Here is a 22,110-nt window from a genome sequence, read left to right as displayed (position 1 = left end):
TTAGTTTTAAAATGTGATTTTATCATCTACTTAAAATTAAGATAATGAAAGATTTAAAATAGGAAAGCGGTTACATATAACATACAAAAATGTGAATGTCTTCACACTTTATCTGTTATAGTAAACCTCCGATCCCTTTAGCACAAGCTCTGGCATAAGTGTTACTCTTTTTACTTCTTTATTGTTGTTTTTAATATTATCTATTAGCATTTTCATAGCTAGTTTCCCCATATCTATTGTAGGCCCATCTACATAGCTAATATTCAAGCCAACTATCTCCAATACATCTATTCTATCAAATCCAATAATAGCCATATCCTTTGGTATTTTTATATTGCACTCAAAAAAAGCTTTCAAACATCCAAGGGTGGTCATATTACTACAAAGTAACATAGCTGTAGGCTTGTCTTCCATATTTATAATGCCTTTTGTTATTTTATATGCTGTGTCTTGTTGATAATCACCATAAAAAACATAGTTTTCATTAAAGGGTAAATGGTTCATTTTAAGAGCCTTTTTATAACCTATTAGTCTATCTTGTGCAGGTTTTGAATTCATACGCCCTGTAATAATACCTATTTTTTTATGCCCAGCCTTTATAAACGTACTTACAGATTCATAAGCAGCTTTAATGTTATTAACAAACACTCCACTAAAAGTAGAACATTTTACATGTCCATCTATTAATATGATAGGAATACCAAAGCTCTCAATTATATTTAAATATTCACTATTAAACTCATCTTCAACAGACGTAGGGGTTATTAATATTCCTTGTATCCTTTGTTCTTTTAAAAGCCTTAATGCTTTCATTTCCTTATTTAAACTATCATCAGTGTCACATAATATTATATTCAAGTCATGCTCATCTGCTATTTTACTTACCCCTTTTATAATTTCAGCAAAAAAAGGATTATTAATCTGAGGAACTATAACCCCTATAGTATTGGTTTTATTTTTAGATAGGCTTCTAGCTATGGCACTAGGTGAATAATTTAATTCTTCTATTACTTTTAAAATTCTTTCTTTTGTTTCTTTTTTAACATATCCAGACTTATTTAAAACTCTAGATACTGTAGCTAATGATACTCCTGCCTTTTTGGCAATGTCATTTATAGTTATAGCCATTTACATTTCCTCCTTACATTGAGAAGTGCTGTGAAATATTTTTACAATAATTATAAACTATAACTATATACATCTATATATTTCATCAGACTAATATTTAATTAACATTATCGTTTACACCCCTTATTAAAAACACATAAATAATTAAAATTTATTTACTATATTATATAATTTTTAAATAGTAAATAAGAATTTTTATATGCTAACATATAAATTTATATAAAAAAGCAATATTCTATGAGTTCTAATAAATAAAAATTCTAGCGTAGTTATTGCTTTTTTACTTATAAATTAATTTTTAATAATCTTACAATAAAATTTTTTTTCAATATCTTTTGCTGGTAATGGTTTACTATAGTAATTCCCCTGAATTTTATCACAATAAATACTTTTTAAAATATTAAATTGCTCTTGTGTCTCCACACCTTCTGCCACCACATCAATATTTATATTATGTGCCAATTTAATTATGCCCTCAGTAATTGTTTTATCACTGTTTATTGTATTAATATTGTCTATAAAACATTTATCAATTTTTAAAGTATTTACAGGTAAATCCTTTAAATATTTAAAAGAAGAATATCCAGTACCAAAGTCATCTAATGAAATTTGTAATCCTAACTTTCTAAAATGATTTAAAAGCTTAATATTCTCAGATAAATAACTCATTAATACTGTTTCTGTTATTTCAAATTGAATTTTTTTAGGTTCAACCTTTGTATCCCTTATAAGATTTTCCATCCTTTGTTTAAAACTATAGCTTTGAAGTTGGATAACTGATAAATTTATAGCAATAAAATCAAATTTAAACCCTGCGTCTGTCCAATTTTTATTTTGAATAAAAACATTCTTTATAACCCATTCCCCAATATCTACAATTAGACCCATGTCCTCTAAAATAGGTATAAACTCCATAGGTGAAACCTGACCTATCTCTTTATTTTCCCATCTTAATAAAGCTTCAAACCCAACTATTTCCTCAGTGTTAGCATTTATTTCAGGTTGATAATATATTTCAAATTCATTATTTTGTAAAGCATTTCTTAATTCCTTTTCAATTTGGCACTTTCTTTTAATCTCTCTGTCCATTTCTTTGTTAAAAAAACAATAAGTATTTTTTCCTATTTTTTTAGCTTTGTACATAGCAACATCAGAATTTCTTAATAAAACATTAATATTATCTCCATCCTGTGGAAATACGCTTATTCCTATACTAGTAGAGATATGTACGAATTTATTTTCAACTTTTATAGGTTTACTGAATGCATTTATTATTTTTAAACACATTTCCAATATACTACTATAGTCACTGCTACAGGGTAAAAATATTAAAAATTCATCCCCACCTACTCTGGCTATATTTTGCTTCGTTCCTATACAATTTTCTAATATTTTAGCCACCTTTTTTAAAAGTTCATCTCCAAAATAATGACCTAAAATATCATTAACTTTTTTAAAATTGTCTAAATCTAAAAATAGCACCGCTGCATAAAAATTATCTTCTTTGTTACTTTGTATTAGTTTAGAAACTACATCTATAAAATATCTTTTATTAGGTATATCCGTCAGTTGGTCATGCCATGCTAAATACTTTATCTTTTCTTCTATTCTTTTTCTTTTTGTAATATCTGTTATAGATCCTGACATTCTTATAATCTTTCCAGTAGAATCTTTTAACATCTTTCCTCTATTATAAATCCATTTATACGAACCATTTTTTGTTTTAATTCTAAATTCACTCCTATAAAAAGCGCTTTTACCATTAATATAATTTCGTAAGTCTTTAAGCATTCTACCTCTGTCTTCTAAACAGACAACATCTTTTAATAATTTTTTTATATTGATATACTCATTATCAGTATATCCACTTATATTTTTCCACTTGTCCGAAATAAACAATTTCCTATTCTCTATATTCCATTCCCATATTACATCATTTGCACCATCTACAGCCAATTTATATCTTTCTTCACTTTTTTTAAGTTTTTCCTCCACAGACTTTCTTGTTAATATTTCCATTTTTAATTTTTTGCTTAAAATAGTTAGTTCACGTATAATTCTATTTTTATTGATTATCTTTTTTTCTATATATAATAAAATTAATACTATAAAAATAAAACAAATTGTTATTACAAAAATCTCTTTAAAAATCTTCAATTTATAATTAGTCTTACTAGATAAAGTTAGATACCACCAATCCTTATTTGCTTTTATTTTTTTACTAAAAACTTCATTATGATGTAAACTATTTCCATAAAAATTATACCTGCCATCAGATATAGATATATTATAAATATCTGATATCTCCTTAGGTATTAATGTATTAAAAAAACTATTTAAATCTATTATGCAGGCAAAAATATCATTAATTTCTTCATTTGAAAATCTAGGATAAGTTACTTCTAAAAACTTCCTTTCATCTGATATTCCATTTAAATTAAAAGGTCCTCGTACAAATATTAATTTGTCTTTCACTTTTAAATTAAAACTTAATTTTCTTTTATTATCATTTTTTATTGAAGACACTATATCTGTATCCTTATATTTTTTTGTAAAAAACATGTGAGTTATATTTTTTTTATTTTCGTAGGTAACACACATTATATTACTAAAATTTGTCAAATATTCCTCTGCAAGATTACCAAACTTAATTTTATCTACATCATTTTCCATATCAAAATTATAAACAAATCCCTTAAATGAAGATATATTAAGATTAATATTCTTTTCTATTTTACTTCGTACATCTTGTCCTACTATTGTAAGCTTATTCTTTCCTTCGTTTATGTTATATTTAAAATATATAATTTGAAAAACTATCAGTATTAAAATCATTATTACTATTTGAAATAATATATATTTTCGTATATTTCTATAAAATTTTATATTTTTCAATATATTTCTCCCCTTAAATCAAATATGCTGCATTTATTGTATGTTTTTTTCTATATAATGTAATATTTTAAGTTATTTTATTTATCTATTTAAATTTTACCATTTTATTAACTACAATTCCATAATTATTAATAATAATAAAAACTCTACATTTCTGTAGAGTTTTCTATTAAAGTTTAAATTTATTAACATGGTCTATAAGTTGTTTAGTAATTTCATTTAAATTCACCGCAGATTTGGCTACTTCTTGGGTTGAAGCAGTCATTTCTTCTGAGGAGGCTGCAATTTCTTGCGCAGATGCTGAAACTTCTTCTGATATAGAAGAAACAGATTCTACTTTTTCTATTATAGAGTTTTTCTCTTGATTTATAGTTTTAGTTAAATTTGACACACTCTCTATTTTAGGGATTACATCATCTATAGAATGAACTATACTTTCAAATGATACTATTGAATTATCTATTATGGTAACAGATTCTTCTAAATTATTACTCATAACATCTGTAGATTTAATCATATCTTCCGTCTCTTTAGCTATATTTAATATTAAATTATTTATATTTTCTGAAGAAACTTTACTTTGTTCAGCAAGTTTCCTTATTTCATCTGCCACTACTGCAAAGCCCTTTCCTGCTTCTCCTGCCCTTGCAGCTTCTATTGCTGCATTTAATGCTAAAAGATTTGTTTGATCCGCAATATTGTTTATAAGAGCTGTTATATCATTAATTTCTATAACTCTTTGCCCAAGTTTTTTTATTTGAGGCGCAAACTCTTTAAATGCATTCTTTATATCCTTAGCAGTATTAATTAAATTTTCCATATCACCATTACTTGTACTAGCTATATTTTCTATATTCTTAGAATTGTCCCTTATTTCTTCTATAGATAGTATTATATTGTCTATGGCCTTTCCAAACTCATCTACTATAGAAGTAACTTTTACTAAATCTTGAGCCTGACTTCCTGTTCCCATAGCCACATCCTGTATTGCTTGGGATACATTATCCGCAGAAGAAGCCATTTCTTCTGACACTGCACTTAACCCTTCAGATTCCTTTTCTAATATATTAGAAGTATCCTTTACTGAATAAAGTACTTTCTTCATATTATATTGCATTATATTTATAGATCTATATAACTTTCCTATCTCATCTTTATATTTTAAAGATTTAAGGGAAATCTCTACAGTATAATCACCATTAGCTATTATATCTAAATGATTAATAGCTTTTATTAAAGGTTCTGAAAACATCTTTCCAATTATGTACACTACCAATACTCCCAACAAAATAAATATGAAAGAAATAATAATAATATATTTTACTAAATTATTTACTCCCTTTAATATCTCGTCTTGAGACGCATACACTAATATAGACCATCCTGTAGATTTTATAGGTGAGTATGCTACATAACTATTAAGTCCATTATATTCACATTTACCAGTACCAGAACTTCCTTTTATCATTTCTTTTTCTATTTGTGCAAGATTATTTAAACTTTTATTTTTTTCTGCTTCTTTTATGGCATTAAATCCGTTTAATACTAGCTTTTCATTTTCATCTGCAATTATTGTTCCCTCTTTGTTTATTAAGCTACTCTTACCTGACTCTCCATAGGTTATATCTCTTACTATATTGCTAAGGTCATTTCCATCTTTTATATTAAGTAGTACTCCAACAATTTCATTATTGTTTTTAATAGGTACTGCATAAACTATTACTATGCTACTGTCAAGCTTGCTTACTATAGGATCTGATACCGCTCTTTCCCCATTAATCGCTTTTTTAAAAAACTCTCTATCACTTATATTTGCTTTGTTTCCATCAGTATATAAAGCATTTCCCTGTTTATCTACTATAGCCATAATCAAATTATTATTTCGTCTAACCTCTTTTTGTAAAATACCTTTTTTACTTTCCCAAGTATCCTTTGAACTTTTTATTGTTTCTCTATCTGCTACAGCTTCTAAAGTATTTAGTTCATCTTTTAATCTACTTTCAGTTATCTTCACTGCTTGTTTGGACATATCCACTAAAGAAGTATCTAACTGCTTTATCAATATATATGATGATACTTTATAAGCTATAATACCTAAGCTACTACATATTACTACTAATAGTATACTAAAATATAACACTAGCTTTCCTTTTATACTTTTCATTTATTAAACACCCACTTTCTATAATATATCTATATAAAAATCTAAAGAAATAGCCTTCATAAAATCATCAAAATTATCACATATTTTTTAAAAATTTATATGAAGTTTTTTCTATTCTTTTAGATTGCATGTTAAATATAAATAATATTTTATTTTAATATATTCTATTTTTATCCATACTACCTTCTAAATTTTACATAAATTCTAGATATAAATATGTTATGATAATAATTTGTCCTATATTGTTGAATTTTCCAATGTAAAATAATACTTAAATTGAATTTTAGACTAATTATAACATATTCTGCTTAATTTTTGTAGACTATAGTCCGTAGACTAAAAATTAAACTACTAAAAAAATGATAGTATGGGGGGATGAATTTTATGAATCTAGAACAAGCTATTTCGATCGTGCTAAAAACTCAAAGAAAATCTCTTCAGCTTTCACAAGAAGAATTAGCTCATAGATGTAATTTAGATAGAACTTATATAAGTTTATTAGAAAGAGGTAAAAGAAAACCTACTTTAAATGTTATATTTCAAATAAGTAGGAATTTAAATTTAAAGCCTAGTGAGTTTATTACGGAAGTTGAAGATCTAGTTATAAAAAGTAACTAATGTAGTATGGATAGCTTTGATTAGCTATCCATACTATAATTTATATAAATTTTTTCACTGATTCAATATCCTGTTTGGATACGGAATACATAAACTCACTATATTGGGTTATAACATCACTTTTTACCATGTTCATTACGGATGATGCCATATCTGCATCTTTTATTCTAGACAAAGAGGACGATAAATTTATATTAGAGTTTGTTGTATTAGTTAAAGCATGTTTAAGTTCGTTTGTAGATGCTCCAATGCTATTTAAGGAATCATTAAGCTTTAAAATAGACCTATCTATTTTCTGTAATGAATCTTCAGCATAAGTTTTATTACTTAAATTGCTATCTTTTATATTTAAAGCCTCTATATCAAGCTTATCAAGATTTAAATCATAATATGTAAAAGGTTTATCACTAATCTGTATTTTAATACTCTTATTCTCCTTTAATAACTTTATTCCATTAAATTCTGTATTTTCTGCTATACTATCAATACTATTTTTTATTTGTAAAAATTCTTCATCAATGCATTTTCTATCTTCATCTGTCAGTGTTCCATTAGAAGCATGAACTGCCAATTCCTTCATCCTTTGAAGATGCTTTTGGACATCCTGTAAGGCCCCATCACTAACTTGAAGAAGAGAAATACCATCTTGAATATTTCTTTCTGCTTGAGATAGTCCCCTTACCTGTGCTTTAAAACTCTCGCTTATAGAAATCCCCGCTGCATCATCTGCTGCTTTATTTATTCTCATACCAGAAGAAACTTTTTCAACCATATTTTCTTTTAAGTTTTTAGCTTTTCCTATTCTACTACATGAAAAAAACATTGTAGTATTGCTTATGAGCACACCATCACCACCTATAAAAATCTTTACTTTATTATCGTGACTTTTATAATAATATTTATTAATATACAAAATTTTAGTTATTCTTTATAAAATTCCCTTTACAAAATTATGTTTATAGTTTATTATTAATATGAAAATGATTATCATTATCAAGGAGGTTTTTACATGAAAAAATTATTAATTTCATATTGGAGTGGTACAGGTAATACTGAAATAATGGCAAATTGTATAAGTGAAGGTGCTAAAAATGAAGAGGTAGATATTTTACTTAAAAGGGTAGATGAAACAAGCATTGAAGACATAAAAGAGGCTGATGCTATAGCCTTAGGATGCCCTTCTATGGGTGATGAAGTTTTAGAAGAAAGTGAAATGGAGCCTTTTGTTGAATCCTTACAAAACATTATAGGTAAAAAACATTGTGTTCTTTTCGGTTCTTATGGCTGGGGAGATGGGAAATGGATGAGAGATTGGTACGAAAGAATGGAAAGCTACAATGCAGATTTAATAACAGAAGAAGGTCTTATAGTAAACAATACTCCAGATGCTGATGGAGAAGAACAATGTAAACAATTAGGGAAAACACTATCAGATAAATTAGCTGGCTAATAAGACTTCCTATATATTAAGAATTTCATTTTTCAAAATCCTATTAAATCAATATTTGACTTTACAAAAATATAATTTTTAATCTAGCACATAGAATTTTCAATAATTCTATGTGCTTTTTCTTTATAAGTTAAATTAAATAATTCTTGATACTTTATATAAAAGATAATATAATAATTTTATTTAATAACCTGTTATAACCCTATTATATTTGAGAAATAATATATAATATCTTACTATAATAATTTCGATTAAAGTTAAATTATATTTATTTAAATTAAACCAAACTTTATTAAAGGAGTGTTTTCATGGAAGAAAGTATAAATTTTCAATCTATTTTAATAATATCTTTATTAGCATTTTTTACTCCTATTATAATTAGTAGCTTTAGAAAAATTAAAATTCCTTATGTAGTTGGTGAAATATTTGTTGGATTAATTGTTGGTAAAAGCTTTCTAAATGTTGTACATAATGACTTATGGATAGTATTTTTGTCTGATTTAGGTCTAGCCTATCTTATGTTTCTAAGTGGGCTTGAAATTGACATAGATGATTTGTTTCCAAATGGTTCCAATAGTAAAGGTTTTAAAAGCATTTTTATCTGTTCTCTTATGTTTATAGCTTCTATTATGGTATCCTTTTTAATATCACTATCATTAAAACATTTTGGAATTATAACTAACACTGCATTTTTTACCTTTTTATTTGCTTCTTCCGCCCCTGGACTTTTAGTTCCACTATTGAAAGAAAGAGATATTATAAACACAGAATATGGACAAATACTTTTAATATTTTCATTAATTGGAGAATTTGTATGTCTTATTGCTATGACTATATTATCTTCTAGTGTTATAAATGGATTAAGCTATAAAAGTTTTTTATTTATTATTGTGTTGTTAGTGTCCTTAGTGTTATATTTAATAGCTAAAAAATTTCTAAAAGGTTTTGACTACTCTACCTCACAATTTAAAAACCTTCATATTGAAGTAAGAGCGGCCTTTGCTATTATATTAATTTTAGTAACTGTATCACATGTGGTTAAGTCAGAAATAGTTCTTGGTTCCTTTTTGGCTGGAGTAATATTTTCTATGCTATTTAGAAAAGGTAAAGAAGATTTAAAGTTTAAATTAGATATAATTGGATATGGCTTTTTAATTCCTATATTTTTTATTCAAGTTGGAGTAAATCTTGATATAAGTTCCGTTTTTAAAAGTTACAACACCTTATTTATGATTCCAATATTACTTTTAATATTTTATTTAGTAAAATTCCTACCTAGTTTAATACTTTCAAAGTTTTATGGAATAAATAAAGCTATATCTTCATCTTTTATTTTATCTAGTCAATTAAGTCTTATGATTGTTGGATCACAAATTGCCTACAATTTAAAACTTATAAATGACACTTATTACTCTCTTATAATTATAACAACCATAATATCTTGTTTATTATTTCCTTTATTATTTGATTCGACTTTTAAATATGTTGGAATAAATAAAAAAGCTACACCAGCTATAGACAAAATATGTATAAGAGAGACAATTGTTACTAATAAAAATATATTTAATAAAGCCTTAAAGGAAATAAAATTTCCTGATAATTGTAGAGTTTTTATAATAATTCGAAATGAAAATGAAATAATCCCTAATGGTAACACCTTAATATTAGAAGGTGATATACTTATACTTGCAGGTATTAAAGAAGAGGAAGATATTATGATGAAAATTGTGAACTCAAATTTTTAAAAATATATAATTTTTATCTTTACATAACTTAAGTGCTAAAAAAAGTACAATATATTTTATCTTTTCCCTTATAAAATACTACACAATTAAGTTTAGAAGGTATGAGCACTATACTATAGTAATCATACCTTTTAAGTTTTAATATGAAAAACTTTCATTTTTATTATTATAATTATTTAAAACCCTCCCTATAGTTTTTAGGTGACATTTTAAAGTTCTTCTTAAAAACTCTTACGAAATTAGAATAATCTTTAAATCCACTATTCATACAGGCCTCTGTAGCATTTTTCCCCTCCTTCATTAATGTGATAGCTCTTATTAATCTTTTTTGAATTATATAATTATATATAGTATATCCTGTATGTTTTTTAAATTTATGCATTAAATAATACTTATTTATATATAATATTGAAGCTATTTTTTCTATAGACAAATCATCACAAATATTTACATTAATATAATTTAACACTTTATCTATATTCTCATCATACTCAATATCTACATTTTCATTATTAGCCTTATTATTACCTAAGAATAATCTATTTAAATAAACAAGAAATTGCAAAAATAATGAATTACTTAGTATATGACTACCAAATCTATTATCTACTTTAGCATTTTCCAAATTCAGCAATATATATTTTAACTTTTCAATCAAATTTGGTGTTAACCTTAATAGATTTAGTTTTTCCTTTCGTGCTATTTTAAAAGATTTTAATAAATCGCATTCTTTAGAATTATGTTTTAAAATAAACTCTGTATTTACCCAAATAATTATACGTTCATATACTTCCTTAGAATCAATAATAGGTTTATGAATCTCATTCTTATTTATTATCAAAATATCCCAAGGCCTTAGTTTATATGATTTGCCTTCTATTAAATAAGTAACCTTTCCTGAAATAAACACTATTATCTTATTGAAATCATGATAATGAAATGCAAATTCTAAATCCTTCTGATCTTTTAAATGAAATATTTCAAAATCACTTTTTAAATATCCTCTTTTATTTTCCAACTTTTCATTAAAACATTCCATAGATAAATTTCTCACTTTCTATTAAATTATATTCACAAAACAAAGTTCTTAACTTAGAGATTCACTTTAAAACTCACAAATTATTATCCATAAACGTAGCCTCTCTTTAATTCTCACTAAAAGATTATAGCATTATTAAAATTGACAGTCATAGGATAAAAAATATAGCAGTTTTTACAATGTTTAGAGCATTTTTAATACTAAACATTGTAAAAATTATACGTATAATATTAATATAGCATATTTTAAGGTGGATAAAAATAATATATTAATACTTCAGCCATCTTACTAAATTCCACTGGAAATATAATCTTAGCTATGTTAGTATCAAAAGTAGTAGTTGTCTTTAAATTGATTAAAAATAAATTATATAGATTAAATAAACTAAAAATATAATTGGAGGTATTATTATGAACAAAAAACTTAAAGTTGGCATACTTGGTGGAACTGGATTTGTAGGACAACGTCTCGTTACTTTACTTGAAAATCACCCCTTCTTTGAAATTGTAACAATTGCAGCCAGTAAAAACTCAGCTGGAAAAACCTATCATGAAGCTGTGAAAAATAGATGGAAATTAAATCTTCCTATTCCTGAAAATATTAAAAACATTAAGGTTAAAGATATTTATGAAATAGACACAATTAAAAATGAAGTTGACTTTGTATTTTGTGCTGTTAATATGCCTAAAAATGAAATAAGAGTATTGGAAGAACAATATGCCAAAGCTGAAATCCCAGTAATCTCTAATAACTCTGCTCATAGATCTACTAAAGATGTACCAGTAGTTATCCCTGAAATTAATCATGAACATTTAAAATTAATAAACTCACAACGTAAAAGACTTGGTACTAAAAAAGGATTTATTGTTGCTAAACCAAACTGTTCGATACAAAGTTATGTTCCTGCTATAAATGCTCTTATGGAATTTAAACCTAAAAAAATATTAGTTTGCACCTATCAAGCCATTTCAGGCAGTGGTAAAATTTTTTCTGATTGGCCAGAAATTAATGATAATGTTATACCTTTTATTTCTGGAGAAGAAGATAAAAGCGAACAAGAGCCTTTAAAAGTTTGGGGACATATAGAAAATGGAGAAATAATAAATGCAAAAGATCCTATAATTACTTCTCAATGCATACGTGTACCAGTATCTGATGGACACTTAGCAGCAGTATTTGTCTCTTTTGAAAATAAACCTTCTAAAGATGATATAATAAAATCATGGAAAAATTATATTAGTAAACCACAAACTTTAAATTTACCTAATGCTCCAAAACAATTTTTAACGTACTTTGAAGAAACTGATAGACCTCAACCAAAACTAGATAGAGATATAGAAAAGGGCATGGGAATAACTCTTGGAAGATTAAGAGACGATAGCTTATTTGATTATAAATTTGTATGTCTTTCTCACAATACATTGCGTGGTGCTGCAGGTGGTTCAGTACTTACTGCAGAGCTTCTAAAAACAGAAGGATATTTAAGATAATATAAATAAAGAGGGTTTAACTTTAAATATAATTTTTAAAGTTAAACCCTCTACTATATTTATAATTATCTTTTTGTTTTTATTTCACTGGTATTTCTATAACATTTGAAAGTGGTTTCATATTATCTAAATTATCCCATAAAAAAGCCTTTATAGTATACTCCCCTTCATTTGGTAGTTTAAGCCACACTTTTAATATAACGTTATCCTTTGATTTTATAATCTGCTCTGCTGAAGCATAATTTATAAGTTTTCCATCATTATTAAATAGTCCTACCACTAAAGCTCCACTTTTTTCTTCATTGCAATTATTAACCGCCTTTATAGTTACTTTTGCCTCTGTTCCTAATTTAAATTCCTTTGTATTAGTCAGATTTTTGATCTCTAAATCTTTTGTTACTTTTTCACCTTCAAATTCCTTAATGTTATAAATAGAACCTTTTTTATTATTTTTAAAATTATTATAGGCAGCTAACGCTGTTAATGCTTGCTCTGTTGATAATTCATTAAAAAAATCTAATTTTTCTTTTGTGTGTACAAAACCACCATCATTACTCTTATACCCAAATAAACAATCTAATAAATTTTTATCACCTTTAGTAAACATTTTACTAGTTGGATCAATATCTAAAGCACAAAGTGCTATTATTGCTTGTGAAAGACTTTCACTGGATCCATTTTCATTCCATGGGGAAATATACTCTCCATTTTCATTTTGCATTTTACTTAAAACTTTTACTGATTCATCTATAGTCTTTTTAACAAAATCTTTATTTTTGTAATTTGAAAGTACAGCCAAAACCATCCAAGTAGTATCTACATCTACTGTTCCAAAGCCCCATCCACCTTCAAACTTCATACTAATTATTTTGTTTAATAAATCTAATCTAGTATACTTACTATCTTTAGTTAAACTAAATTTCCCTGAATCTAAAGCAAGTAAGGCATAGGATAAAGTGTATACATTATCTATATTCAATAAATCCATATTTGAAAGTTCTTCAACTAAATTAAAGCCTTCTATACTTCTTGGGTCCTCACCTGATGATACTAATCCTATAATTATTTTTTCTAACTCTGTAGCCTTAAACTTACCAGATTCATCTATTAAACTTGCATCTTTATTTCTTAACTTTTCTTTTACACATTCTGTATATGAAATAGGAACTTCAAAGCCTGATACTTTTAAAGCAATGGCTTGAAAAGATTTAACTTCCCCTTTTAAAATAAGTGAAGCAGATGAATTTATTGCCTCATTAACCTGTTTTACATAATCCTTATGTTCTACTTGTTTTTCTTTAACAACTACAGTTACATCTTTCAATTTTGCAACTTTATTCTCTTTATCATTTAACATTTTTTCAAGTAACCCTTGTTTTATAGGATCTTGATAGTTTTCTAATTTACCTTCATCTACATTATAAACTTGTAAATTTACAAGTTTATAGACTCCAGCCTTAGTATCTTTTGGAATATTAATTTTTATACTATTACCTATTTTTTTATATCCACTCTCTACACCTGGAACTTCTGATGTATATACAAGGTAATTTCCTTTATCACATAAAACTTTAAAAGATATATCTTCCCCAGAAAAAACTTCTACTTTTTTTGGCTCTATAGTAGCATCATCAAGTTTTTCTTCTGGCTTTTCTTCTTTAATTTGTATTAATTCTTCCCATCTAGGTGCCTTTCCCTTCATTGAGTTCATAGAATAAAAAAATATAATTTTATCCCCTGGCTTAACTGATAGTTTTTCTGGCATTACATTTGGAATAACCCCATTTACACTATACATCCAACCATTTTGGTCCTTGTTTTCATATCCATAAATGGATGTAACCATTTCCCCTGTCATAGTAAAAAGTGTTGTTTTAGCTTGTAATGCACCAAGTGCAGTAAAACCTTTACTATGTTTTTTATCACTTATAGCAACTTCTTCTGGTTTTGTATAAGCAATATATTTTCCATTTTCAGGGATAGATATGCATACATTAACCTTACATGTTTTTTCTTCCTTTTCAACCTCTCCATCACTTATTCCCTTAACCTTTACCCCATCTACTATATATTCTCCAAAACCTGCATCTTTTAAATCTACTAATGCATATAATGCTTTCCATGTTGCCTCTACATATCCACGTATATTTATACTATCAGTTTTTTTACCATCAAAAGAATTATTATCTTTCCATAGTGTAAATAAAGCATCTACTAAATTTTTTCCTGAGGATTTTGTCCACTGTTTTGAGGTTGGATTTTCACCAACTGAAATTAATCCACGAATAATTTCTGCACAATATCCTGTTACAAAGGAATTTTCATATATTCCTCCATCATCTTTTTGCATAGCATGTAAATACTTTATGCCCTTATCTATAGCCTCATTTACTCCCTTTATATTCTTATGTTTACTTAACGCAGTCAAAGCATATGCTGTATTTACTAAAGCAGATGACTTCCTTTCTTTAAACCCTCCATCTTCACACTGAGCCTGCAAAATTTTTTCAACTGCATGTTCAGTATTATAATCTACCTTTTTATCTTTGAATTTTTCATTATATTTATCTATAGCTATAACAGCCTGTAACTTCACTTGGTTAAAAAAGCTACTACTTTCATCTATTTCTTTTGCTATTTCATTAATTAAATTGATTTTTTCATAATTATTAGCATCTTTATCTAAATCTAATAATATTGTACTTTGATGAACTTTTGATGCCAGATATTTTAATGATTGATCATAACTGCTTTCATATTTTTCAACTAGAAACCAAGGTTTTTTCTTTAAATCTGCCCCTGCTTTATACATAGCAGAATACTCATAATTTACTAATTGAGCATGATTTTTCACAAAATGATCTGTATTATAATAATCTATTACTCCTTTTATTACAGAATCAATACTGCTTCCATTCTTATTATTCTCAGGTTTATGTTTTTTAAAATTTTCAAATTTAACACCCTTAATCTCATAATCCCCATAGCCTGCTTCTTTAAGTGCTACTAATGCACTTAATACCTTTGGTATATCAGTATGCTTAATTTTACCATTATAATCTACAAAAGTTTTACCATTCCATAAATTAAACAAAGTTTCAATAATGCCTTTTCCATTTTTAATCCATTTATCTTCTTTTAAATCTTCCCCAATTTGTGAAAACCACATCACAGCCTCAGCGTTATATGCTGTGAAAAATTTAGAATTTACCAATGCTCCATTTTTATTATATTTTAAAGATAAATAATTCAAAGCATTATTTATACAATTATTTACTCCTTCTATATCTTTGTGTTTATTTAATACATATATAGCCATAGCAGTATGATGAGGAGCACTATTTATTGCTCCATCTTTATCTTGAGCCTTAACTAAATTTAAAATTGCATTTTCTACATTATAATTAACCTTTTTATCCTTATATTTATCATTATACCTTTCCAAAAGAACTAACGCTTTAACTTCATTTCTACCCATATCCCTTGCTGATTTTATATTTCCTATTTCTTTTGCAATATCACTAATTAAATTTACATTTTTATAAATTGTTGGGTCTTCATCTAAATCCATTAAAGCCAATGCTTGAGTTACCTTTAAGCCTAATTTTTCTAACCCATACTTTGAAGTATCCTTATTTATTTTCCAGCTAGTTTTTTTTAAATCTGCACCTGCCTTATACATGGCGGCATATTCTTCTCCATTTAACTGTTCATAAACCTTATCACGATAATCTTTATTCATACAATCAATTAAAACTTTTATAGCATCATTTACTGTGGCAGTAGACTGTATAGTAATTTCTTCTTCAGCATAAACTTTATTATTTACTAGAAATGAAAAATTAAAACTTGATAAAATCATAGTAAATGCTATTAAAAAAGATATTATTCTCTTCTTTTTAACGTTCATAAAAAACTCTCCCCCCATATTAATTACTTAAATTCATTTATTTTATATAAAGTGATCCTTTACCAGTTTCTTTTAAACTTTTATATGCCAATAAAGCTTGCACTGCCTGTTCTGTAGCCTTAGAATTTTTTTTACCATTTAAGGTATGTGAAAATCCCCCATCTGAAGTTTTAAATATAAAAAGTGCGTCTATTAATGTTTTATTATTTTTCACAAATCTTTGATCAGTAGGATCTATGCCATTTGCACAAAGTCCCATTATTACTTGACAAACACTTTCACAATTTTCAATATCATAACTAACAAAGGTTGCTGTTTTATTTTGAATCATAGATAGTTTTTCTATAGCTTTATCTATAGCTTCCTTTACTTTAGGGTTGTCATTATGTGGTGCTAAAGCAGCAATAGCCATTCCAGTCATATCTGGATCTGCCTTTATCCCTGCAAAATCCCATCCATTGTCTTCAGTACGATTTTCTAAAATACTATCTATTAATTTTTCTCTTGTCCAAAGTGCATTGTCCGGAATCTTAAAATCCTTTGAATCAAAAGCTATAAGACCAAAAATATAAGCATTTATTCCTTGGCTTTCTATATCTTCATTGTTATATATTTTCTCTAAAAGATTATATCCGCCAAAATTTCTAGGCTCTTTTCCAATTAAAACTGTATAAAGGACTAACTTTTCATAATCCGTAGGTTGTTTTAATACCCCTTTATTTTTTATAAAATCATTTTCTAGCTTTTCTGTATAGTATTTAGGTATAGATTTACCAGATTTCATCATTGCAAGTGCTTCCCAATGTGTTTCAATACCTTTTTTTTCTATGATATCCATTACATTTAATATTGATTTATTAACCAAATCTTTATATTTATAGTCTATCTTATTACTACTATCTGTTTTTTCTACAATTTTAAACTTAAAATTTCTTGGAGTTTTTAGATATTTTAAATCCTTTGAATGTACCTTATCTCCTATATTTAAAGTATATATCTCTCCCTTTTTATATCCCTGTTGTAAAGGAGATACGGCAATGGTTTTATTATCCTTTAAATTTATCTTTACATTTATTAAACTCCCATTACTATCTTTAACAGTTATACTTTTTTTCGTCTCTTCATCAAGCTCTATTTCACCATTAAATAATATATTCCATGTTTTATCACTATCCGTTGTTTTCCCCTCAATTGTATTTGCTCTTACAGTGGTAAAAAGAGATACTACCATAACACCTGCAACAAATAGAGAAATAAAAAACTTTCTATTTTTAAACATACTTTATCTCCTTTAATAATTAGTATTAAATAAGGTAGAATTTTTATATAATATTTTATAATACCCTACCTTATTTAACTTTTTTATTTTACCGGTATTTCTATAACATTTGAAAGTGGTTTCATATTATCTAAACTATCCCAAACGAATGCCTTTATTTCAAATTCTCCTTCTTTAGGAACTTTAATCCTACCTATTAACTCTACTTTTTTTTCTCCTTCTATATTTTGATTTACTCCAACATAGTTTATTAGTTTATCCTCCTTATCAAATAGTCCAACTATTAACATAGCACTTTTAGTTTCCTTTGATAAATTTATTGCCTGTACAATTATCTTTGCTTCTTGACCTAATTTAATTTCCTTAGATTTTGATATATTTTTAATCTCTATATCCTTTTTATCTTCAACTGGAGGAGTAAAATCAAACTTGTATATAGACCCCTTTTTCTCTTTAAAATTCTTATAAGCAACTAAAGCTCTTAATGCTTGTTCTGTAGATAATTCATTATATTTATTATTAGAAAATCCAAATGTATCGTCTTTTGTTTTATATTCCATTAATGCATCTATTATGGTATTGTTATTTTTAATAAATCTGCTATCCTTAGCTATATCTATATTAAGAGTTGAAAGAGCTATTATAACCATAGATATACTATTACTATTTTCACTTCCTAAGGACTTGAAACCACCCTTTGAAGTTTGCAAATTAGATAAAAGATTTAATGACTTATCTATAGCTTCCTTAACCTCTATTTTACTATTATAATAAGGCGCTAAAGACGCTATAGTCATTGCCGTAGCATCTACATCTGCAGCACTTCCAAAAAACGTCCATCCATTTTCCTTTGTTTTACTTTGTAAAATAATATCTATAAGCTTTTCTTTATCCCATTTACTTTCACTTGATATATTAAAGTTTCCTGATTCTAAAGCAATAAGTGAAAATACATATGCGTTTAATCCTTGATCTAAATTTCCATTATATATTTTTTCAACTAGGTTGTATCCTCCTACATTAGTAGGATCTCCCCCTGCAGCTAAAATACTTAAAGTCTTTTTGGCATATTCAGTAGAACTAGATAATTTACCCTTAGCATCTACAACCACTTTTGTAACTTCTTTTAAATAATCCTTTGGTACTTCCCTACCACTTTTCTTTAATTCTATAGTATACCAATCATTTCCTAATAATATATTCTTATTTATAATATTATTTATTGTATTATTTACTAATAATTCATATTCTTTTGGCTTTGATTCTTCTGGTATTTCCTTTATAAATTCTTTAGTCATATCATATATAGACTTTTTACTTAACATTTGAACTAATGCAGAATAAGCATAATAAGTAGCCTCTGAATTCTCAAAATCAAGCCCTTCTCCTTGAGAATATCCTGACGTAGAGGCATCCCTGCCCTGAAATTTGCTTTTTAACATTCCATCTAAAATAGTTTTGCCATTATTGACCCACTGCCATGATAACGGATTAATATCATTGGCTACTAGAGCCTGTACTACTGCACCTGTAGCAACTGGACTATTTACAAATGTACTTCCAGCTACCATATTAAATGCCCCATCTTCATTTTGATTTTCTTTAAAAAACTTTATTAATTCATTTATTTTATTTTCTGTTCCTAATATATCTTTGTGGTTTGCTAATGCACAAGCCGCCACTGCCTCTGTTTTAATATTTTTATAGGAGATATCTTCCTTATAGTTTGAATCATTTAACATATCTAAAAGAGCTTTAACCGCCAACTCTTTATTATATTTACCCTCTACTAAATCTAAAGCTATTATTGAATACGCTTGAGTTTCTATAGAGGTTTCATCTGTACTTTTATTTATTATAAATTTTCCTTTATTTTCTCCATCAACAATTTGTGATTTTTCTAGTATCTCTACATAATTTACTTCAGTATCTTTCATATTGGCACATTTAAGATTTAAACCAGCTCCAGCATATGCAATAATCATTTTGGCATTTAATAATCCAGTAGAATTTTTTGAATACTTATATATTTTATCTTTTACAATACTTTTATCTACTCCTGATAAAGTAGCTGCTGGTGATGCTAAAAATTCATAACTTCCATAAGTTACATAATGATCCTTTAAAAATTCTATTTCTTCTTTTAATCTATCGCTATAATCCACCTCCGGAGGAGTTACTACTTTTACTTTTTTACTGGCTTTTATTTTATCTGTTCCAGAAATATATGCAGTAATTTCTACTTCTCCTTCTTTTAATGCCTTAACTTTTCCATTTTCTACATTTGCAATATTTTTATCTGAACTATTCCAAGATATAGCCGCATTTTTAATTACCACATTATTGAAATCATAGGCTTTAGCCTCTAGATTAAGAATTTCACCACTATAAACTTGATTTTCTCCTAAAATTTCTACTTTTACAGGTACACTTTCTTCCTCATACTTAAGAGATTTATACATTGAACACATAGTATTTAAATCTACTAAAGATGCAAGTACATGTGAAGTTGCTAAATCCGATGTAATATTAGCAGCTTCTGTTAACATAAATTCATTTTTAGTTTTACATTTTAATATGCCTTCTAGCATACTAATTTTCTTATCCCCATCTAATATGCACCAATAATCATCTTTTGGGTTTTCACCTAATAGTATAAGAGCTTGAATTACAAGTGCTGTATCTGCAGAATTTTGGATAAGACCATTTTCCCCTTGTTTTGATTTTAAAAATTTAATGCATCCATCTATTACTTCCTTGGAATTATTTAAATCTTTATGATTTGCTAATGCAATTAAGCTCCAAGCTATACAATCTATAGATGAAGTATACTCCCCTTCAACCTCTTCCTCAAAAAAATCGTCCCAATATGATTCTGAGATTTTTCCAAAGGAAATTTTACCATCTTTTTCTTTTTGAGCCTTACTTAAAAGTGCCTCTACCACCTTTTCTTTATCATATTTAACATTTGCCATATCCATTGCTATAATAGCTTTAGCAATATTTTCTGAAGAGTTTTCTTTATTGTAATCATATCCAACTAAAAATTGAGTATAGTCTTTATCTTTATAGTTTTTAGGATTCTTACCAATTCCTATAATACTCATTACATTTCTAGCATTATTATGTACACCTTCCATGCCATAAATATTTATTTTACTTGCAAGCTTATCTGTATCAACCCCTGCCCGTCTTAAAGCCATTGCCGTTATAAAATCAAGTTGTTTATATGGATTATCTTTCCAAGTAGAATAATATGATAGAACATCAGCTATAACAGATAACAAACCTTCATCTTTATTAACACTATTCTTAAATTTAAATATTGAATTCTCTAATTTTAGTATAGCTTTTTTTATCTCATCTACAGTAACTTCCTCTTTATTTAAAATTACCTTTGCCTCATCTATAGAAATTTTAAATAAATCTATAGATTCCTTTGAATACTGTCCAGCTTCTGTACCAATTATTGCAGTATTTAAAAGCTTTTCCCCCTTTTTTATGGAATCTTTTAAAGAAGTTTTATCTACAATTACTTCTCCCTTTTCTACTACAACTTTACAATAAGGTCTTGAAATATCTCTATTACTTGATTCTTTATCAAATCTTACTGCAGAAATCTCATAAGTACCTTCCTTATCAAATTTTAAAGTAGCATTACCTTCTTTATCTGTGTTAATATACTTTCCATTGACTACATAATCTTTATTATTAACTAAAATTTTAGCATTCTTTACAGATACATCCCTTAATTCATTAGTATACACATCAAACTTAAGCCCTAGAAGTTTTAAATTTATATCTTCTCCAGTCTTTGCTTTAATTAAATTTTTATTGAAATAGGAGTAAGTATTCTTTTCATAGTCTTCTTGAAAAAAAACTACTAAACTATCTCCACTTTGCAACTGAATTTTATTTAAATACTCTGGTACATATTTATTATTTATATAATACATCCATCCATCTTTAGATCCTACTGACCCTTGTTTAACGCCACCTATATTATCTAAATAAGTTCCATCATTAGAATTAAATTTAGTATTGTCTTTACAATTAATATTCTCACTTTCCAATGCCTTTATAATGGCATGTATTGGAGTAATTTTGCCAGAGCTTTCTTTAATACCATATTCTTTTAAATCAAATTCACATATTTCCATTTCTTTTTCAGAAACTATTGTATGATCATTAGCTTCAATTCTAACCTTAACTTTAAGTGAATTTCCCTGAGCCCAAACTTTACTTTCTTTAAATATTCCAAAGTCTCCACAGGACAATAACATTAAAAAAGATAATACAAAACACACTATCCTTTTATAAATCTTCCTCATTTGTGTTTCCTCCCCTAAGTAAAACTTACAAAGCTTTAAAACATAATCTATAATTTTTAAC

At 26.8% G+C, this 22,110-nt stretch carries 12 protein-coding genes; 4 read left to right on the top strand and 8 right to left on the bottom strand.

Going from position 1 to position 22,110, the window contains the following annotated elements; genetic code table 11:
- Positions 1 to 108 precede the first annotated feature (108 nt).
- From EJL03_RS01265 to EJL03_RS01255, 3 genes are all read right to left on the bottom strand, one after another.
- Positions 109 to 1,128 carry a LacI family DNA-binding transcriptional regulator gene (locus EJL03_RS01265; RefSeq protein WP_125152153.1) on the bottom strand — a complete coding sequence of 340 codons (1,020 nt, stop codon included), beginning with the start codon at positions 1,126 to 1,128 and terminating at the stop codon, positions 109 to 111.
- Positions 1,129 to 1,419: 291 nt separating this feature from the next.
- Entirely contained in the window at positions 1,420 to 4,023 is a 2,604-nt protein-coding gene (locus tag EJL03_RS01260; protein WP_125152152.1) for a sensor domain-containing protein, read from the bottom strand.
- Positions 4,024 to 4,192: 169 nt separating this feature from the next.
- Positions 4,193 to 6,187 carry a methyl-accepting chemotaxis protein gene (locus EJL03_RS01255; protein WP_125152151.1) on the bottom strand — a complete coding sequence of 665 codons (1,995 nt, stop codon included), beginning with the start codon at positions 6,185 to 6,187 and terminating at the stop codon, positions 4,193 to 4,195.
- Positions 6,188 to 6,571: 384 nt separating this feature from the next.
- Here EJL03_RS01255 and EJL03_RS01250 point away from each other — a divergent pair, with 384 nt between their 5' ends.
- Positions 6,572 to 6,805: a helix-turn-helix domain-containing protein gene (locus tag EJL03_RS01250; protein WP_125152150.1), complete on the top strand. Its 234-nt coding sequence runs from the start codon at positions 6,572 to 6,574 to the stop codon at positions 6,803 to 6,805.
- Between the two features lie 40 nt (positions 6,806 to 6,845).
- Here the strand turns inward: EJL03_RS01250 and EJL03_RS01245 are convergent, their stop codons facing one another.
- The gene (locus EJL03_RS01245; protein WP_125152149.1) at positions 6,846 to 7,649 is read right to left on the bottom strand and encodes a flagellin; all 804 of its coding nucleotides are present in this window, start codon (positions 7,647 to 7,649) and stop codon (positions 6,846 to 6,848) included.
- A 165-nt stretch (positions 7,650 to 7,814) separates the two neighbouring features.
- Here EJL03_RS01245 and EJL03_RS01240 point away from each other — a divergent pair, with 165 nt between their 5' ends.
- Positions 7,815 to 8,255, top strand: a complete 441-nt coding sequence (locus EJL03_RS01240; RefSeq protein ID WP_125152148.1) for a flavodoxin — start codon at positions 7,815 to 7,817, stop codon at positions 8,253 to 8,255.
- 308 nt (positions 8,256 to 8,563) lie between these two features.
- Positions 8,564 to 10,000 (top strand): cation:proton antiporter, encoded by a 1,437-nt coding sequence (locus EJL03_RS01235; protein ID WP_125152147.1) that lies wholly within the window; start codon positions 8,564 to 8,566, stop codon positions 9,998 to 10,000.
- Positions 10,001 to 10,172: 172 nt separating this feature from the next.
- Here EJL03_RS01235 and EJL03_RS01230 read toward each other — a convergent pair whose 3' ends face one another.
- Positions 10,173 to 11,039 carry an AraC family transcriptional regulator gene (locus EJL03_RS01230; RefSeq protein ID WP_125152146.1) on the bottom strand — a complete coding sequence of 289 codons (867 nt, stop codon included), beginning with the start codon at positions 11,037 to 11,039 and terminating at the stop codon, positions 10,173 to 10,175.
- 410 nt (positions 11,040 to 11,449) lie between these two features.
- On the opposite strand from EJL03_RS01230, the gene asd reads away from it, so the two are divergent.
- Positions 11,450 to 12,529 (top strand): aspartate-semialdehyde dehydrogenase, encoded by a 1,080-nt coding sequence (asd, locus tag EJL03_RS01225; RefSeq protein ID WP_125152145.1) that lies wholly within the window; start codon positions 11,450 to 11,452, stop codon positions 12,527 to 12,529.
- Between the two features lie 79 nt (positions 12,530 to 12,608).
- Here the strand turns inward: asd and EJL03_RS01220 are convergent, their stop codons facing one another.
- The 3 genes from EJL03_RS01220 to EJL03_RS01210 all read right to left on the bottom strand — a co-directional run bounded on the left by EJL03_RS01220 (position 12,609) and on the right by EJL03_RS01210 (position 22,049).
- Entirely contained in the window at positions 12,609 to 16,439 is a 3,831-nt protein-coding gene (locus EJL03_RS01220; RefSeq protein WP_164508967.1) for a DUF4430 domain-containing protein, read from the bottom strand.
- A gap of 37 nt (positions 16,440 to 16,476) precedes the next feature.
- Positions 16,477 to 17,718 (bottom strand): prenyltransferase/squalene oxidase repeat-containing protein, encoded by a 1,242-nt coding sequence (locus tag EJL03_RS01215; protein ID WP_125152143.1) that lies wholly within the window; start codon positions 17,716 to 17,718, stop codon positions 16,477 to 16,479.
- Positions 17,719 to 17,801: 83 nt separating this feature from the next.
- A complete protein-coding gene (locus EJL03_RS01210; RefSeq protein ID WP_164508966.1) occupies positions 17,802 to 22,049 on the bottom strand; it encodes a prenyltransferase/squalene oxidase repeat-containing protein in 4,248 nt (1,415 codons plus the stop codon).
- Positions 22,050 to 22,110: the final 61 nt, after the last annotated feature.

Source organism: Clostridium rectalis, from assembly GCF_900626095.1.
Lineage (GTDB): Bacteria > Bacillota > Clostridia > Clostridiales > Clostridiaceae > Clostridium_AS > Clostridium_AS rectalis.
Note: the sequence above shows the minus strand (reverse complement) of the source record. Positions and strands in the feature narration are given on the sequence as shown.

Coding starts and splice junctions, on each gene's coding strand:
- asd (WP_125152145.1), top strand. CDS start 11,450: ATGAACAAAAAACTTAAAGTTGGCATACTTGGTGGAACTGGATTTGTA.
- EJL03_RS01240 (WP_125152148.1), top strand. CDS start 7,815: ATGAAAAAATTATTAATTTCATATTGGAGTGGTACAGGTAATACTGAA.
- EJL03_RS01235 (WP_125152147.1), top strand. CDS start 8,564: ATGGAAGAAAGTATAAATTTTCAATCTATTTTAATAATATCTTTATTA.
- EJL03_RS01255 (WP_125152151.1), bottom strand. CDS start 6,187: ATGAAAAGTATAAAAGGAAAGCTAGTGTTATATTTTAGTATACTATTA.
- EJL03_RS01265 (WP_125152153.1), bottom strand. CDS start 1,128: ATGGCTATAACTATAAATGACATTGCCAAAAAGGCAGGAGTATCATTA.
- EJL03_RS01250 (WP_125152150.1), top strand. CDS start 6,572: ATGAATCTAGAACAAGCTATTTCGATCGTGCTAAAAACTCAAAGAAAA.
- EJL03_RS01230 (WP_125152146.1), bottom strand. CDS start 11,039: ATGGAATGTTTTAATGAAAAGTTGGAAAATAAAAGAGGATATTTAAAA.
- EJL03_RS01215 (WP_125152143.1), bottom strand. CDS start 17,718: ATGTTTAAAAATAGAAAGTTTTTTATTTCTCTATTTGTTGCAGGTGTT.
- EJL03_RS01210 (WP_164508966.1), bottom strand. CDS start 22,049: ATGAGGAAGATTTATAAAAGGATAGTGTGTTTTGTATTATCTTTTTTA.
- EJL03_RS01220 (WP_164508967.1), bottom strand. CDS start 16,439: ATGAACGTTAAAAAGAAGAGAATAATATCTTTTTTAATAGCATTTACT.